Genomic DNA, 16,009 nt, shown 5'->3' with positions numbered 1-16,009 from the left:
TATAGACCGACAAACAGGTCTAATTAGAAAAACTCCACGAAGAAAAAGGCGCTAGTGCGCCTTTTTTATTTCAGGGTGTTGAGAAAAATAATCGTTCTTAACACGCTACTATACAGGATGTTGGAAACATTCATCTAAGTTCTTGCCGATTGCTCTTAAAACATCGGTTCGAGTGATAATGCCGACCAGTTTCTGATTGTCGATGACAGGGTAAGCTTTCGGTTTGCCTACTTGCATCATATCTGCCAATTCGATAATGGATAAGTCTGGTGCGACTGATAGCACCTCTTGGTACATACAATCACCAACAATATGTGTGTCTTGGCAGAAATAGCTAACCTTAACTAGCTTCTCTAATAAATCTTGCTCAGAAAGGAAACCAATCACTTGTTCATTGTCATCAATAACTGGTCCACCCATGTGATGACTGCTCATCACTTTGTCTAACGCTAGACTTAACGGCATATCAGGAGTGAATGTCACAACCTGCTGCGTCATGTAATCTTTCACTTTAATTGAATGCATAGCGTTCTCCCTAAATACTTTGCGTCATGTTTTTATCTGCTTCTTTCATTTAATTGTTGTCTAAAATCTTGATTTTACTAAATGGATTTCAGCAATTTTATTGATAGGCAAAACCTAACAAGACAAAAAAGCAAGGCAGATAAAGGGTTGAGCGCACTTTCAAACATCCAAAAAAAGTAAAAAAAGAGCCCTTACAAAGTCTTACTTTCTCTTGCTTAACCTTACTCAGCCATAGTGGCTTGAATAGATAAACCCTGTAACCTTCATCACACTAATAATTAGAAAAGCCCGATTTAGGACGTTTATGCAACACGACAACACCATGTACGCGTATGTTTATACTCATCACGACGGTACAGAAACCACACTGATTGCAACGGTTGATAACCAACAGAAGCCACTCATTTCTCGCTGTGTACAAGAGATAAAAAGCATGTCGAGCTTAGCGATTGATATGGCGGCGCAACACAACTTGAGAGTGAAGCTCGTCAAATACCAAAAAGAGCAAGAAATCGATTTCGGCATGTTCCTCAAGTAACAACTCACACACTACCCCTTCGCTATACGGCAGCCATGTTCGAGTGGTTGCCGAATTCAGACTGACAAGCTTTAGCAACAAACGGTATACTTGATAAACAACACGTTCTCCTCTTTATTCGGTCTCGTATGTCTTTATCCACCGCCACCTCCAAGATCAAAACTTACTTCAGTGCATTGCTGGATTTTCAGTCCCGCATTTGGGTGGTTCATATCTTTGAAAATTCGATTACTGACCAATCATTTGTCATAAATGAGGATGGCTTTAAAGAGCCACTAGAGTGGATGAAAAAACGCGACTATCAAACCAAGATGCTCGATCGTGTTGATAAAATGAAGATATCGCAAGTTATCGAGATTCAATTCGAAGACAAAATGCACCGGCTGATGCGAGTTAAGTAGTCGTTCTGTCCTGAGCATTTAACCGAAACACCCGATACAAAAAAGGCCAACAATCGCTGACCTTCTCTTACAAGCTCTATAGTCTTTCAACTAACGTGCACAGTACTCATGCCATAGGCGTACGGCTTTTTGGTAGGCCTCAGTTTTGTCATGCGTCTCCGCAAACAAAATTGCTGTCATACTATCGACCACTGTGTTTGCCATCAACGTCATCTCTTCAGCCGGCGTCCCGAGTACACATTCACTCGGCAGTGGCAGATCTGAGTTCATCATCTCTTCCCAATAAAAAGACTCAACTTTATCAGGAGAGCTCATCCATACCGTTTGACTCACTTTAGGATTGTATTCCGACTCACCGTTCATTCCTTTGAAAGAGATAACCGAATGAGATTTGTTGCCAATCACATGCTCAACTTCAGCATGAAGCTGTGGGAAGCCAGGGTGGAAGCTACCACGTAAGCCTAAACGGCCACCACCAGGGTTCAGTGCTCGAACCACCGTATTGATCGGCGTTCTCAATCCATAACGATGCTTCCAACCAATCATGGTTTGCGCTTCAGGAGCAAAATTAGCCAACGGCAAATAAGCAATGCCATCTTGCTCAAGGATCGACTTAGCATGTTCAGGGTTATCAGCACATTGCACACCGACATCTTGCAAATGGCTTTCTACGTGCGTTCTACCGCTCGGCTTGTCCATGTAACCGTGCATTAATACCTTGTAGCCGTTATCCGCCAAGATCTTAGCCGCCAGCAAGTTCCAAGGCTTACCACTAGCGCTTTCATTACGCTTACCGGCATAACACGGCCAATCAATATCTGCCCCTAAATCGGGCACTCGAGATTGAAACGCTTTAACAAAGCCAGCAATTTCTTCATTGGTTTCGTTCTGCACACGAATTAGCATCAGTAGCATAGCCATCTGGTCGTCGCCGACCTGTCCGCTTAAATACTCATCCATGATGCGGTAGGCTTGTTCGAACGATAAAGGCTTACGCCCTCTTTCACCTCGTCCAACTGTACGAATACACTCTAAAATACTACTCATTGATTATTTATTCTCTTCCGTTGATATCAATAAAATTCGAATACGTCTTGATTCTATGATACCCACGTTACATTGCATAGCGATTCAGTTGCTAACACTCCAATTACCAAAACCATAGTGGGAGTTCTAAAAGTAAACTTCGTGGTGTAAAATTAACGTATGCAATGCTAACCGCGACATATTGAGTAGTACCCAAATGACTGTAAAGAAAACACTGAGCCAAAGAAAACGAGAATCGATCGTTGCCGCTGCTATCGCAGAATTTACTGAGCACGGTTATAAGGCCACCAGTATGGATAAAATATCGAGCCGAGCAGAAGTATCTAAACGCACCGTCTACAACCACTTTGCCAGTAAAGAGCTGCTTCTCGAGGAGATTCTAGACAGTATTTGGAGTAAAACGCTCGCCGCCACGCACTTCCCTTATCAAGCTGAGCTGCCTCTTGAACAACAACTCGCATCAATCGCGAATCAAGAACTAGAGCTGTTAGAGTCTGAAGGCTTTATCGACTTATCTCGCGTGCTCTTCTCTGAGTACTTCCATAATGCGGAACTTGCGAGCCAAGCAATGGAGAAATACTCTCAAGCAGAGAGTGGACTGACGACTTGGATAAAAGCTGCGCAGGCCGATGGTCGCTTAGTCGAGCTCGACCCTCTGTTTGCTTCAACTCAATTCATTGCACTCATTAAGTCGTTCGCTTTTTGGCCGCAGATCATTGGTCATGCCCCTTCTCCCGACACACAGCACAAGCACATCATCGTGAACTCAACGGTTGAGATGTTTCTCAAACAGTATCAGGCCAAATAAAAGTTGAGCCCTGCTAAGTTTTGCCGGGTTTTAATTAGAGATAGACAAACGAGTGAGGTATGATTTGCTCGTTTTGTGGCTGAGCGGTTTGCCAGTTGCAGAATCTGATTTATTTCAGCCGTTGTTCAGATACAAAGACCACTATTTCATGCCAAAGTTGATAAGCAAAATTTGGGTACACGTTTTTATGCTGCTTGCGATGTTAATGGCCACCATCAGTGTGGATAGCATTGCGGGTAACAATATCGTGGCATCTCAACATCTATCAACGCCGTCAAACAGTATCTCGCATTCACAGCCAATCGCCCAAGCTAACATTGAACATCATTGTTGTCGCTCAGTCTGCTTGTTGAAAATGCCACCATTGATTGTGTCTGAGTCCTTCGATACTCAAATTGCCTCTTTGGCTCTCATTGAAAAAGAGCCTTCACACAAAGCGATTATTGCGCCTCAAGCACCTTATCGCCCCCCTATTTCTTAATCGTTTGTCCCAAATTGGCAATCCATGCCACCCAAAAACAGCAGTTTTGCTGTGCTTAACGACACCCAAATTTAGGAAATAAACACATGAAAAAACTATTTAGCCTTTTTGCTGCTCTAATTATGAGCGCTTCAATCAACGCCGCTCAGTTTGAAGAAGGCACTCACTACAAGATCCTTGATGTAGCAAAAGCAGAAAAGCCAGTTGTGACTGAATTTTTCTCTTTCTACTGCCCACACTGTTACAAATTCGAAGGGGTAATTAAGTACCTAAAAGAAGACCTACCGGAAACAGCAAACTTCCAAAAAGTTCACGTCGCTTTTATGGGTAACAATATGGCTGTGCCGATGGCCAAAGCTTACGCAACAATGATTGCGCTGGATGCTGAAGAGAGCATGGTTCCTGCTATGTTCGCTCAGATCCATGAGAAACAAAAGACACCACGCGACGAGGCTGAACTACGCCAAGTATTCATTGATAACGGTGTCGATGCTAAGAAGTTTGACGCGGCATACAACAGCTTTGCGGTTAACTCGATGCAGAAACGCTTTGATCAGCAATTTGATGCGAGCACGCTAACCGGCGTTCCTGGTGTACTGGTCAATAACAAGTACATCGTAAAGCCGGACCAAATCAAAAGCTACGAAGAGTACAACCAGCTCGTTAACTATCTGCTAACGCTCTAAGTCACGTTTCATCTCCAAGCCAGTGAACTCATCACTGGCTTTTTTATCTCTATCGGCTCTCAGAGCGCATGTAAATTAAAGACTCGCGCTATTGTTCACTGGCATCCGCAGCAATTTTTCATATACTGCACTTTATTAAGTCATCGACTATGTTGTTGTACTGAAAATACTCGTACTCCAAACCCTTAGCACTCAAATATTGGGACCTTTATGATCACTCTGACTACCAACTTTGGCGACATTGAAATTGAACTGAACCTTGAAAAAGCACCAGTAACGTCGAAAAACTTCCTTAAATACTGCCAAGACGGTTTCTACGAAGGCACGACATTTCACCGTGTTATTGAAGGTTTCATGATTCAAGGTGGTGGTCACACTATCGACATGACAGAAAAACCAACACGTGCGCCTATCGTAAATGAAGCAAACCGTGGCCTAAAGAACGTGATTGGTTCTGTGGCGATGGCACGTACTGATGCACCACATTCTGCTACGGCACAGTTCTTTATCAACCTTGATGACAACGACTTCCTGGATCACACCTCGACTACGAACGCAGGTTGGGGTTACGCAGTATTCGGTAAAGTATCGGCAGGTATGGATGTAGTAAATAAGATTGCAGCTGAACCAACGACAATTCGCTGGGGTCACGAAGATGTACCTTGTGAAGATATTGTGATTACAAAAGTCACGATCAACGAATAAATCGCACCGAAAATTGCAGCAAATGGTGAGACTCAGTCTCGCCATTTATAACTATCAATATTATCAACTGTACTTATTGGTGTACGGTATATTTATATAACCAACCCTATCCTCGCTATTCATCAGTCTCAATGACGTGTTATGCTCCTGATCTGCAAGCTTCTCCAGCATTGCGATCAACTTACATTGGACGTAACTCTAACCATGACTCAACTCTCTTTGTGGACAACAGCGCTCTTATCTTCTGTTGCCAGTTTCTCAAGTTCAGCTTTCGAGGTTGATACTCGAGAATCACAAGAACCTGAACTGGATGACCAATTTCGTGTCATTGCTATTCCCTTTTACGATCCAAGTGTAGATACAGGCATTTCCGTCGTTCCTATCTATAACTTCTACGCTGACGGCGAATCAAAGAACGCATCAACGTTATCTGCGACGCTGACTTATACGCAGAATGATAGCTATTACATCAAAGGCAATGCTGAACTCTTATTGCAAGGGGATTCAATTCGATTTAGCGGTGAAATGGGCTTCTCTAGTACCAACATTACCTTGGTCGATTTGGTCGATACTAACCACCAAGAGTACACGTTCGATGGTGATTTCTATTTCAAAGTCTACGACAGCATCTATCTTGGGATGGGTTTAGACTACTCCACCGCCGCTATCTTGCCGATACACCGCGTGACAAACTTTTACTCAAACTCACCGGGTTTAGTGAAGAGTACCAAGCCGACACAGGAGCAAAGTTCTCTTTCTTGTGGGATGAGCGAGAGCACTACTACTACCCTTATCATGGCTTTCTATTCGAGCTGACCTATGAAGACCATGGCGAGTGGCTTGGTAATGACAAAGATGCGGCCTACTCTTCGCTCTTTTCTGATTACCGACTGTTCTACAGCTTAACGCACGATGACAATCACATCATCGCAAGTCGCTGGGTGACTCGCTATCTACTGGATGCTGAAAATGCTCCAAGCAGTGCGTACAGCACCTATGGCCGACAAGGGCGAAATGTTCAACGTGGTTTCGTCGCGGGTGATCATATTGCTTCGCACATGACCAATCTTGAAATGGAATATCGCTACTCGATTTCCGGCTCGTCCATTAACTTTTTGAACAACGTTGCGGTGGTAGGTTTAACGGGTGTAGGCAAGGTATTTGGTGAAAGGCTGAATCCAACCGACCCTTATCATAGCTTTGACGATGGTGACCTGCTTACTATGGTTGGTCTCGGGCTACGCTATCGTTTAATGCGCCAAGAGCGTATCAATGTGCGAATGGATTTCACCTATAACAACGAAAATGAAGTACTAGCCTACTTTAGCTTAGGTGAAAATATCTAGCCCAAGCTGTGGCCTTTTTAAAGCCATTATATCTAACCGATGATTCCCCCAAGCCTGTCACGACTCGATCCGTACAGGCTTTCTGTTTATAGAACCTCAAGAAAAAACTACCAACGAGAGCGATAAGTACGGTGACAAGCTCGGCATGTATTATTGGCCGAGTCTAAACCCCGCTCAGCGTTGCTTTTGTCCTGCTCAAGACTGGCTTGCTGTAACTCAATAAAACCTTGATTCATCTGTAACATCAGTTGGTTAAATTTCTCAGGCTTGCTCCATACCGCGTCTTTCGCTTTACCGCCCTTATCACTCACAGCAAAACTGTTGGTGAGTACGAGTCCATGCTCTAGCAAGTTATCACTTAGTCCCTCAACCTTTTGCCAATCTGTATTTCGATTCCCTAATTCTGAAGACACTTGCTTATTGAGTTTTTCTATTGAGCTAAAAGCCTGTTGGCGATTGTCGACCGCTTCAGTGGCGGCAATAGTGCTCATTGGCACTGCGATAAGTAAAGCGATAGTCAGTTTTTTCATAGTGTCACTCCTGTTTATTGGTTGATTGATTGGCTGATCTTTCAATTCGAATCGATGAGATGTATTTAATTTACACAACAACAGTTGCGATCGCAACTGTTGTTGTGTAAATTAATCTCACTTCGTAAACGACAACTGGGAAATGAACTATGAAAATTTGGGATCTACCAACTCGACTGTATCACTGGTTACAAGCACTACTATTCATTGGCTTAGCCGCATCAGGTTTTAGTGGCAATGGCCCACATATTTATCTTGGGCTCGCACTGTTTAGCCTAATTTTATGGCGATTGGTTTGGGGATTCATTGGAAGTGACACTAGCCGATTCTCACAATTTGTTAGCTCTCCTCGCTCTGCTTTCCAATATTTACGAGGGAAAATCCAGCCAAAGCCAGGGCATAACCCATTAGGTGCTTGGATGGTCATCGGTATGATCACCACCTTGTTCATCCAATGTATTACAGGCCTTGTTATTGCAGGTTTCTTTGATGCGACCCCGGGCTCGGAACTCGTTCTTACCGATGGCGTATTTGAGGTTTCAGGCGTGGTGCACGGCATTGCAGCGCGTATGTTAGTGGTCTGCGTCGTTCTGCACCTATTGGCAATCATGACTTACAAGTTACGTTCAAAACCACTGGTGTTAGCCATGATCACAGGCAAGCAAAACCACAACCCGTCAGTGGAAAGTTTCGAAAGTGGCACTCAATTAGCTTTTTCATCAAATAGCAAAGCATTGTTGGTGCTAATTGCATCGGTATTAGTTACGATGACAATAGTTGTTATGTCATAAAGAGTTAGGTAACAAGCAATGCCAGAAGAATTTGACAGACCAAATAGCTTTGGTTGGTTAGTAAATGTCGTCGCTAATAAGGCGAGCAAAGATTTCGATGTAGAATTGAAAAAGTATGGACTAACCATCGCATTATGGCCGACCTTGATGTGCCTTTGGGAAGAAGAAGGGCTGACACAACGTGATATCGCCGCGAAATCAAAAGTAGAAAATTCAACAACGACACGCACATTAGATAAATTGGAAAAGCTTGATCTTGTCGAACGCAGAGCGGATCCAAACAGCCGTCGTTCTTTCCGAATTTATCTTACAGAAAAGGGCAAGGAGCTCGAAAAAGATATCATTCCAGTACCCGCTCGCGTAAACAAAGAGTTGATGAGCGCATTAGATGCTGATGAGCAGCAACAGATGATCGGCTTGCTTAAGAAAATGGTCGCGGCTATTTAGCTTAACGCCAACTCAGCAGCTACCGCTGAATAACGCAGTCCAATAGACCCTCGCCCTAGACGAGGGTTTTCTTATTTTCGTGACCACTTAATGTAGCAAAACAGGGAAGCAATGATCACCGCTCCACCTAATAGCTTTTGCATCTCAACGGTTTCACCCAACATACTCACGCTGAGTAATAGTGTCCAAACCGGCTCTAGAATCATGATCAGCGCCGCCACTTCCATGTTCACTGAATGCTGCCCTACTGTTTGCAATAAGTAACGAATAGAAGTCGCCACAACCGCTGAAACTATAAACCAGAAAGCCAAGGTTTTAGTAATCTCGAACTCAGGTTGAGCCGTCATTGAAGCGAACGCTAAACCGCTCACACCCACAATAAATAGCTGCACACAGATTGACGCGATAGGCTTAATATTGGTGATCACACGCTTATTCATTACAAAGTGAATGGACAGCAGCATAGAAGCCAATAAGAAATAGAGCTGACTTTGTTCGACGTGCCAACCGTTGGTCAAGGTGAGCAATAACATACCAATTATCGCAATCGGAAATGACATCCAAAAGGCGCGATTAGGTTTGACTCGAAACAGCACCCAAGAGACAAATGGCGCAATGATCATCGCGAGGCTCATGATAAATGCCCCTTCAGATAAAGTCTCTGTCACCGAAACCGCAAATACCCACACCTGTAATGAAGCCGATAGCAGCAAACCCACTCCGCAAAGAGATAGAATCTGCTTAAAAGAGAGCTTGCGAATATGGTGAATACAAAACGGAAGTAGAATCAGGCTTGCCACAACAAACCGCACACCAATGAACACTGGTCCTGGCATTTCTAATACCACCAGCTTAGATGCAATCCATCCGACCCCGGCTAACAGGGTGGCAAATAGGAGATACAATTCCCCACGCATCGCTTTCACGTTCATCATTTTATTCGGTCCAATAAAGAAAAAAGCAACCCGACTCTGCCAGGTTGCTTTTTATAAACATTCAACAGGATCAAGATACTATCTCAATACTCTGCTTCAAGCAGCTGTTTTTAGCCTGCGTATGCTGGGTAGTCTGTTAAGCCTTTTTCAGCACCACCAAACAGTGTATTTGGATCGTGCGCCGCTAGCGGGTAACCATTTTGAATACGAGCTGGTAAATCAGGGTTAGCAACGAATGGACGACCAAAACCAACCATGTCCGTTACACCTTCAGCCACCGCTTTTTCACCGCGCTCGCTGTCATATTTACCTGCGTAAATCAGTACACCATCATAAGCTTCACGAACAGCTGCTTTAAACGCTTTTGGCGTTTCTGGTGCACCGTCCCAGTCAACTTCTGCAATGTGTAGGTAAACAATCTTGTATAGGTTAAGTAGCGCTGCTGCCGCTGTGTACGTTTCAACTGGCGTTGCATCAACCGTACCGTTCAATGAAGTAAACGGCGCAAGACGAACACCAACACGGTCAGCACCAATCGCTTCAACCATAGCTTCAACCACTTCACCTAAGAAGCGTAGGCGGTTCTCGATAGAGCCACCGTATTCGTCAGTACGGTTGTTTGCTTCTGAGTCGATGAACTGGTTAATCAGGTAGCCATTTGCCGCGTGAAGTTCAATGCCATCAAAGCCTGCTTCGATCGCATTAAGTGCAGCTTGGCGATACTGTTCAACCACTTCTTTGATGTCTTCTTTGGTCATCTCACGAGGTTCAACAACGTCTACAAAACCCGGTTCATCAGTACCGTTATCGATGAATACTTTTACATTTTCTGCTTTTAGTGCAGAAGATGAAATAGGTTGCTCACCGCCAATGTTATCTGGATGCGTAACGCGACCTACGTGCCAAAGCTGAGCGAAGATTACGCCGTCTTTTTCATGTACAGCGTCCGTTACCTTTTTCCAGCCAGCGATCTGCTCGTCAGAATAGATACCAGGTGTCCAAGCATAGCCCTGACCCATTGGTGAGATTTGTGTACCTTCAGCAATAATCAGACCTGCAGTAGCGCGTTGAGCGTAGTAAGTCGCCATCATATCGTTAGCTGAGTTACCAGGTTGCGTTGCACGAGAACGTGTCATCGGAGGCATAACAATACGGTTTTTAAGCTCGATATTACCAAGTTGAATTGGTTGAAATAGTGCATTTGTCATTGTCATTTCCTCGATTAACCTAGTTGAATCAGTTCGATTTGGTAGCCATCTGGGTCAGTAATAAATGCGATGTGCGTTGAACCACCTTTTACTGGGCCCGCTTCGCGAGTGACGTTGCCACCTAGCGATTTGATCTTGTCACATGCTGCGTAAATATCTTCTACACCCAATGCCAGATGACCAAACGCGCTGCCCATCTCGTACTCGTTAGTATCCCAGTTGTATGTTAGCTCGATAGTCGTGCCGCCTTGCTCGTAGCCAACAAAAACCAATGTGTAGCGGTAGTCTTTGTTTTCATGACGTTCAAGTTCCTTCATTCCCAATACCTTGGTGTAGAACTCGATAGACTTGTCTAAATCAGTAACTCGGATCATTGTGTGTAGGAATTTCATATTTCGCCCTTTTTAGCCCAGTGACGCAGGCCGATATAATTGAAGTGGAGACCATCCACTTACCTGATGGGGTCAATATACGAGTTGGCTACAAATAAAGGAAATTATCATAAATTCTCAATATGATAATTTTTTGTTATAAAGGATTAATCTGAAGAAAATATCAAAGTTGCAAGTAACGCTAGTATGAAGCCTTCCAGCTGTTCAACTCCTTTGACATCTCATCTACCGTATTAATAACCTGTTCTCGGAGCCACTTATGCGCGGGATCATTATTCTGTTTTTTTAGCCAGATCAGGTGATGAGGAATAGGCTCACAATCAAAAGGAGGCTTGAAAATTTGTAAATCGAGGCGCTCTTTGAACTGAATCGCCATAGAAAGGGGGGCTACTGTAATGCAATCGGATTGACTGCACAGTAATAAATTGCTGAACAGAGAACTGCCATGGATCATGATCTTCCGCTGAGACAAATCCAGTGATGTGTAGTGATTGAGGCTTCTCACTTGTCGGCGCGTTCGATCAAGCACGGCATGCTTCTCACTCAAGTATTGATCAAGCGTGAGCTCACCTTTGATTCTAGGGTGACCGTTTCGGCAGATGATCACTACCTCACTCTCGTATAGCTTCTCACTCACCGTGCTCGGGTGTTCTGGCAATACGATATCGATCATCGCATCAAACTTTTGCGTCAGCAGATCTTCATGTACTTGATCGTCCGAATCCGCTTGATCATACACCTCTAACGAAAGGCCTTGGTTTGGTAATTCCAAGAACCGATTCAACAGTAACCATTGTAAGTGCTCTGGAATCGACACCGCGAACTTGCGCTCCGCCGTCATTTCGTCAAACGATGCCATGCCTTGGAAAACGCCGTTGAGTTCTTGTATCGGTGCTTTGATCTTCTCGTACAGGCTTTGCGAATAAGCAGTTGGGACCACTCCCCGTCCCTTGCGCACAAACAACTCTTGATCAACTTCCTTCTTCAACCGCGCCAAGGAGGTACTTATTGTCGATTGGTTGGTATTCAAGTGATCGGCTGCTTTGCTCAAACTGCCCTGCTCCATCACCGCAGAAAATACAGCTAACAAGTTAAAGTTCGGAATGTCATTACTCATGATTCTTTACTCAATAGGCGATAGATTGAATTATCTTATCGTAAAACCGATAGAATGGAACGGTCAATTATCGCTCGTTAGTCCAAACTGAGAATGGAGCAGCATGTGGTAAAGAGCAGAAATATAAGAACAACTCACTGTGACGAATAGCTGCCACATTCGTCAGATTGGGAATCCAACGCTATTCGTAGTGCCAGAATAGCTTAATCTACTCAAACCCCACCCTAGACTATTCGGAGTATCCAATATTTTTTTTCAGACTTATTGATACTTTTATAACCGATTCTATGATCCAGGCTAATTTAGTAGACATATTTTATAAGCCGAGTTTGAGCCCGTTCAAATAAATCCACTTACCGTTCTAATACCCTTTAAACCTATCGTAATTACGATAGTTCAATATCGCCATACTGGGTAGATAGCGCCCTTCACACTTCCTATTATTTCCCCTACAAATCAATTCTTGACCGACATAGAAAACCTAAAAATGTGTAGATAACAGTGTTGCAAGCACCATGGACGACGGCGCAAAAAGCTACTGTAACAACCGAACTTCGCAATGGTTGACTCTAGTTTAAGAATGATTTCGCTCGGTGTTTTTAGCACTGTTTTCGCGAGAATGCGTTGTCTCTTTGGGCAAAGCGATTTTTAATTGTCATCCAATACTTTTGATTTCAGTCGGCGGTATCGCTCACTGGTATTCAACACCTCTTGCAGATGTCATCTAAAAGTCTTGTACCAAGACTGCACTTTCTCTCTCCTTATTATTTAGGTTGAGATATGAAAATTCTTAAAATTGTTCTGCAGAAAGTTGGGGCCGTCGTGATGGTTCTCGTCAAATTCTGCCTATTTATGGCCCTGATGTTTGCTGGTGCTTGGGCGCTTGCTCCTATGGGTACAATTCACTCCAAAGACATCGACCTTTCTCAGTTCAATAACCACCCGAACGAAATGATGATGAACTTCTTCCAAAGCGAGTACTTCTCCGGTTACTTGTTCTCCGTAACTCTCGCGGTTGTATTCGCTGCTATCTACGGTATGTGGCAAATCCATGAGCTCGGTGTGCACAAGGCGAAAGAGCACAAAAGTGCCCATGTACAGATTGTATTTGCACTCTCGCTTTGTGGCTTATTCATTAACAAGACGTTCTGGGTTATCGCTCTAGTCATTGCTCTCGCTAACTGGAAACACATCGGTCAATCGATCAGTGATGTCATTCGCCGTGGTATTCAACCGAAGCTTCAAAAGTCCGATAGTGAACAAGCAGAAGAAACTAAGTCTGAGCAGACAGCAACTGGAAAAGAGGCCGCATAATGAAAGAGATGATGATCCCATACATTCTGATTGTATGGTCCCTGTTTGCGACTGGCGCACTAAAGAAAACAATTAAGAACTACACTTGGGCCGCGATTGGTGGCGTGGTGATTCTAGGCCTATTGGCGATTGTTTCTCGTCTCTGGGCTCCGGTAGATATGACCAACTCATCAACGGTAAAAGCGCCGCATGCAGTAATGTCACCGATCTTCGGCCAGCAAATTGATGAAGTGTTCGTTGACCACAACCAATTGGTAAAGAAAGGCGACGTGATCTACACACTTGTCGATATCGACTCAGCAGCAGACAAAGCGAAGATCGAATCTTCAATCGTTCAGAAAGAAGAGCAGATCAAACAGATGACGCGTGATTTAGAGCGTGCAGAAACGTCGCCTGAGATCTTCAATGCTCGTGATGTTGAAAAGTACCACTCAGATCTTCGCGTGATGCACGCAGAACTGGCTTCACTGAAAGCCGATTTACAGAAAGTGAATTGGGCGCAAGAGAAGAAAACAGTGCGAGCAGAGTTTGATGGGCAAGTATCGATTGTGAACATTGCTGAAGGCTCTGTCATGGGCAACATGCACCTGTACAACACCAGCAAAAAGTTCTTAGAGATGCGTATCTCAGACCAGACTTACGGTTACGTGCAAGTGGGCGATTTTGCGGAATTCTTTGTCGATGCATATCCGGGTCATGTGTTCCGTGCCAAAGTACACAGCTTTACGGCAGGTACTGGTGAATCAAGTATTTCACCACTGCAAGGCCCACAAAGTGTTGGTCAGCACGTCGCTCAAAACAGCAATGGTTTAGGTCGTACGGTAGTGCTAGAAATCTTTGAACCAGAAGGCTACAACATTCCTATCGGTGCCGCTGGCGCGGCTTGGATTTCAGCGGAGAAGCCGCATCCTTTCTGGGGCTTCATTGACGTGATTGGCGCAGCAACAGTTCGCCTACAATCTTACAAGTCTTACCTAGGTGCTTGGTAAACAAGCTATGCGTAAGAGTTGAATAGAAGACAAACAAAAATACCCCGCTCGTCGGGGTATTTTTATTGCAGCAGCGCATGACTCTCAAAATTCAACAAACTAAGAAACAGCATATCTCTCCTTTAAAAATACACAGTTAATCGACTCCTTCCTCTAAAAATGCACTCTTAATCAAGTTGTTCTCGCACCCGACTTCAATAGCCACAAAAAACAAATCACAATTATTAAAAAGTGGCAATCCAACCAACCATTTATTTATGGGAGCAATGATTCAATTTTACCGATAACCTTGTAATTTCCGTTCAAAAAACACACTCATTACAAACAGTTACAAAATACGCGATAAAACTGACGTAAAAATGAACTGTTTCATCTAATCCCACATGAAAAGTGTGATTTTCTGCCATTCTGTGAAATAAATTTGTGATTAAATACGATAAATATCAATTAGAGATGGAGGAATAACGTGTCAGCAAAAGCGTTCGGTGATTTTTATTGTTACTTACATTGCCTCAATTTACTTTCAACCAAAGAGCAAGGAATAACGTCAAAAGAGTACCTAGATGATGTGCGAAAAGAGCCTTTTTACTACCGTGGAGGTACCTCTAAAGAAGCCCAACAAAAGTGGGCAGAACGCATCTTAGATTCGATATACAAGTATCATGGGGCTCAGGGTGACGGACCAAACGGACACAATGATCTTCTGGTTCGAGAAGGAATCGCATCAAAGGCTCGCTATAAAGTAAAAGAGGGCGCAGAGTTCAATGTGAACCCAGGGTTGAATGAATCTATCTCAATCCTAGGTATCATAGGTAGCCAAGTACTTGAACGTATACTGCCGTCCGCAGGAACGAAACTAAGTGAAGCGTTAACACTGCTTTCCAGAGCAAATAACGTATCAAACTCGGCACCTTTTAAAATACAGGTCAGCAGTTACGATGTTGTTGCTCCCAAGGCCGATTACACAGTGCTAAGTAAGCTCGAGAGTGCGCTAGAAAATCGTAAAGTGGTCTCATTTGAATATGAAGGAAGCCGTTGCGAAGTCGACCCTTATGCCTCTTTCGTTTACCAAAAAGCCTTTTACCTCGTTGGATTAGAGCGTTATAAAAAAAATGCTGAGAGCAGTTCGATGCCCGGTAAATATCGCACCTACACTGTGCATAACATTAGCCATGTTGAGCTTCACTCAGGTCAGAACTTCTCTATGGGTAATCAAGAGAATTTTTGCCTCACAACTTACCTCTCAACAAACAATGGTAAAAAGGTCAACGGTGGTGAAACCTGTGAAGTGCTTTTAAAAATGACAAGAGATACTTATGGCAAAAACCGATTTGTCGACGAGTACAAACTCAGTGAATGTCAAAATATAGAAGAGACAGCTCAAAACCACTACATCGTAAAAGCCCAAGCTCAGGATAGCGTCGATTTCAAAAGATGGCTTATTAACAATGCCGATTGCGTTGAAATTCTAAAGCCAAAGCAGCTACGTACTGATGTAATACAAGATATTAAACACGCAATGAACGTTTATGCACATTAAGTTCAAACACCACCACATATGAAGTTCAATATTGGATCCTCCAATATTAAAACACCATTATAAATACAACATCAGCAAGTTATAAGAAACACAAATACATAACAACGAACAATAGCGTTCTAAATACTACTCGATAACATTAAATTTAGTAATTTTTTTTGTTTTAGACAGAAAATGTCAGATTTTGTTGCCACAATACTATTCCAAAT

Annotated in this window: 20 protein-coding genes; 13 read left to right on the top strand and 7 right to left on the bottom strand. The window is 43.5% G+C overall.

Translation table 11 applies throughout. The annotated features are described in order from the left end of the window. Nucleotides 1-108 precede the first annotated feature (108 nt). The gene (locus tag F0232_RS06065; protein WP_008221675.1) at nt 109-525 is read right to left on the bottom strand and encodes a CBS domain-containing protein; all 417 of its coding nucleotides are present in this window, start codon (nt 523-525) and stop codon (nt 109-111) included. A gap of 304 nt (nt 526-829) precedes the next feature. On the opposite strand from F0232_RS06065, the gene F0232_RS06060 reads away from it, so the two are divergent. Both F0232_RS06060 and F0232_RS06055 read left to right on the top strand, forming a co-directional pair. Continuing rightward, on the top strand, nt 830-1,063 hold the full coding sequence (locus F0232_RS06060) for a hypothetical protein (RefSeq protein WP_061031800.1): 234 nt from the start codon (nt 830-832) through the stop codon (nt 1,061-1,063). Nucleotides 1,064-1,191: 128 nt separating this feature from the next. Then, nucleotides 1,192-1,464, top strand: coding sequence for a hypothetical protein (locus F0232_RS06055; RefSeq protein ID WP_061031801.1), 273 nt, complete (start codon nt 1,192-1,194; stop codon nt 1,462-1,464). A 90-nt stretch (nt 1,465-1,554) separates the two neighbouring features. On the opposite strand, the gene F0232_RS06050 is transcribed toward F0232_RS06055, so the two are convergent. Then, complete coding sequence (locus F0232_RS06050; protein ID WP_061031802.1) at nt 1,555-2,511, bottom strand: glycosyl transferase family protein; 957 nt, start codon at nt 2,509-2,511, stop codon at nt 1,555-1,557. Between the two features lie 196 nt (nt 2,512-2,707). On the opposite strand from F0232_RS06050, the gene F0232_RS06045 reads away from it, so the two are divergent. The 6 genes from F0232_RS06045 (at nt 2,708) to F0232_RS25015 (ending at nt 6,537) form a co-directional block, all read left to right on the top strand. Continuing rightward, nucleotides 2,708-3,319 carry a TetR/AcrR family transcriptional regulator gene (locus F0232_RS06045; protein WP_061031803.1) on the top strand — a complete coding sequence of 204 codons (612 nt, stop codon included), beginning with the start codon at nt 2,708-2,710 and terminating at the stop codon, nt 3,317-3,319. A 148-nt stretch (nt 3,320-3,467) separates the two neighbouring features. Continuing rightward, nucleotides 3,468-3,800, top strand: a complete 333-nt coding sequence (locus tag F0232_RS06040) for a hypothetical protein (protein WP_061031914.1) — start codon at nt 3,468-3,470, stop codon at nt 3,798-3,800. 86 nt (nt 3,801-3,886) lie between these two features. After that, entirely contained in the window at nt 3,887-4,486 is a 600-nt protein-coding gene (locus F0232_RS06035; protein WP_061031804.1) for a thiol:disulfide interchange protein DsbA/DsbL, read from the top strand. A 210-nt stretch (nt 4,487-4,696) separates the two neighbouring features. Further along, nucleotides 4,697-5,191 carry a peptidylprolyl isomerase gene (locus F0232_RS06030; RefSeq protein ID WP_061031805.1) on the top strand — a complete coding sequence of 165 codons (495 nt, stop codon included), beginning with the start codon at nt 4,697-4,699 and terminating at the stop codon, nt 5,189-5,191. Nucleotides 5,192-5,395: 204 nt separating this feature from the next. Further along, nucleotides 5,396-6,007 carry a hypothetical protein gene (locus F0232_RS25020; RefSeq protein ID WP_244268243.1) on the top strand — a complete coding sequence of 204 codons (612 nt, stop codon included), beginning with the start codon at nt 5,396-5,398 and terminating at the stop codon, nt 6,005-6,007. Next, a complete protein-coding gene (locus F0232_RS25015; RefSeq protein WP_244268244.1) occupies nt 5,950-6,537 on the top strand; it encodes a BamA/TamA family outer membrane protein in 588 nt (195 codons plus the stop codon). Before F0232_RS25020 ends, F0232_RS25015 begins: the two co-directional genes overlap by 58 nt. 107 nt (nt 6,538-6,644) lie before the next feature. Here F0232_RS25015 and F0232_RS06020 read toward each other — a convergent pair whose 3' ends face one another. Then, the gene (locus tag F0232_RS06020; RefSeq protein WP_061031806.1) at nt 6,645-7,067 is read right to left on the bottom strand and encodes a cytochrome c; all 423 of its coding nucleotides are present in this window, start codon (nt 7,065-7,067) and stop codon (nt 6,645-6,647) included. Nucleotides 7,068-7,216: 149 nt separating this feature from the next. Between F0232_RS06020 and F0232_RS06015 the strand changes: the two genes are divergently transcribed. After that, on the top strand, nt 7,217-7,858 hold the full coding sequence (locus tag F0232_RS06015) for a cytochrome b/b6 domain-containing protein (protein WP_061031807.1): 642 nt from the start codon (nt 7,217-7,219) through the stop codon (nt 7,856-7,858). 18 nt (nt 7,859-7,876) lie between these two features. Further along, nucleotides 7,877-8,305 carry a MarR family winged helix-turn-helix transcriptional regulator gene (locus tag F0232_RS06010; RefSeq protein WP_004741927.1) on the top strand — a complete coding sequence of 143 codons (429 nt, stop codon included), beginning with the start codon at nt 7,877-7,879 and terminating at the stop codon, nt 8,303-8,305. 71 nt (nt 8,306-8,376) lie between these two features. Here the strand turns inward: F0232_RS06010 and F0232_RS06005 are convergent, their stop codons facing one another. The 4 genes from F0232_RS06005 to F0232_RS05990 form a co-directional block, all read right to left on the bottom strand. After that, nucleotides 8,377-9,240 (bottom strand): DMT family transporter, encoded by an 864-nt coding sequence (locus tag F0232_RS06005; protein WP_061031808.1) that lies wholly within the window; start codon nt 9,238-9,240, stop codon nt 8,377-8,379. Between the two features lie 110 nt (nt 9,241-9,350). Next, nucleotides 9,351-10,448, bottom strand: coding sequence for an alkene reductase (locus F0232_RS06000; protein WP_171750724.1), 1,098 nt, complete (start codon nt 10,446-10,448; stop codon nt 9,351-9,353). Nucleotides 10,449-10,462: 14 nt separating this feature from the next. Beyond that, nucleotides 10,463-10,840 (bottom strand): lactoylglutathione lyase, encoded by a 378-nt coding sequence (gloA, locus tag F0232_RS05995; RefSeq protein ID WP_017084654.1) that lies wholly within the window; start codon nt 10,838-10,840, stop codon nt 10,463-10,465. Between the two features lie 181 nt (nt 10,841-11,021). After that, entirely contained in the window at nt 11,022-11,957 is a 936-nt protein-coding gene (locus tag F0232_RS05990; protein ID WP_105059248.1) for a LysR family transcriptional regulator, read from the bottom strand. 780 nt (nt 11,958-12,737) lie between these two features. Between F0232_RS05990 and F0232_RS05985 the strand changes: the two genes are divergently transcribed. The 3 genes from F0232_RS05985 to F0232_RS05975 all read left to right on the top strand — a co-directional run bounded on the left by F0232_RS05985 (nt 12,738) and on the right by F0232_RS05975 (nt 15,800). Next, nucleotides 12,738-13,271, top strand: a complete 534-nt coding sequence (locus tag F0232_RS05985; protein ID WP_105059247.1) for a magnesium transporter — start codon at nt 12,738-12,740, stop codon at nt 13,269-13,271. Beyond that, nucleotides 13,271-14,260 (top strand): efflux RND transporter periplasmic adaptor subunit, encoded by a 990-nt coding sequence (locus tag F0232_RS05980; RefSeq protein ID WP_105059246.1) that lies wholly within the window; start codon nt 13,271-13,273, stop codon nt 14,258-14,260. The genes F0232_RS05985 and F0232_RS05980 overlap by 1 nt, the downstream gene beginning before the upstream one ends. Nucleotides 14,261-14,726: 466 nt before the next feature. Continuing rightward, the gene (locus F0232_RS05975; protein WP_105059245.1) at nt 14,727-15,800 is read left to right on the top strand and encodes a YafY family protein; all 1,074 of its coding nucleotides are present in this window, start codon (nt 14,727-14,729) and stop codon (nt 15,798-15,800) included. Nucleotides 15,801-16,009 lie beyond the last annotated feature (209 nt).

This window comes from Vibrio sp. T3Y01 (genome assembly GCF_013114525.1).
Lineage (GTDB): Bacteria > Pseudomonadota > Gammaproteobacteria > Enterobacterales > Vibrionaceae > Vibrio > Vibrio chagasii_B.
The sequence above is the reverse complement of the archived record's forward strand: the minus strand, read 5'-3'. Positions and strand labels throughout refer to the sequence as shown.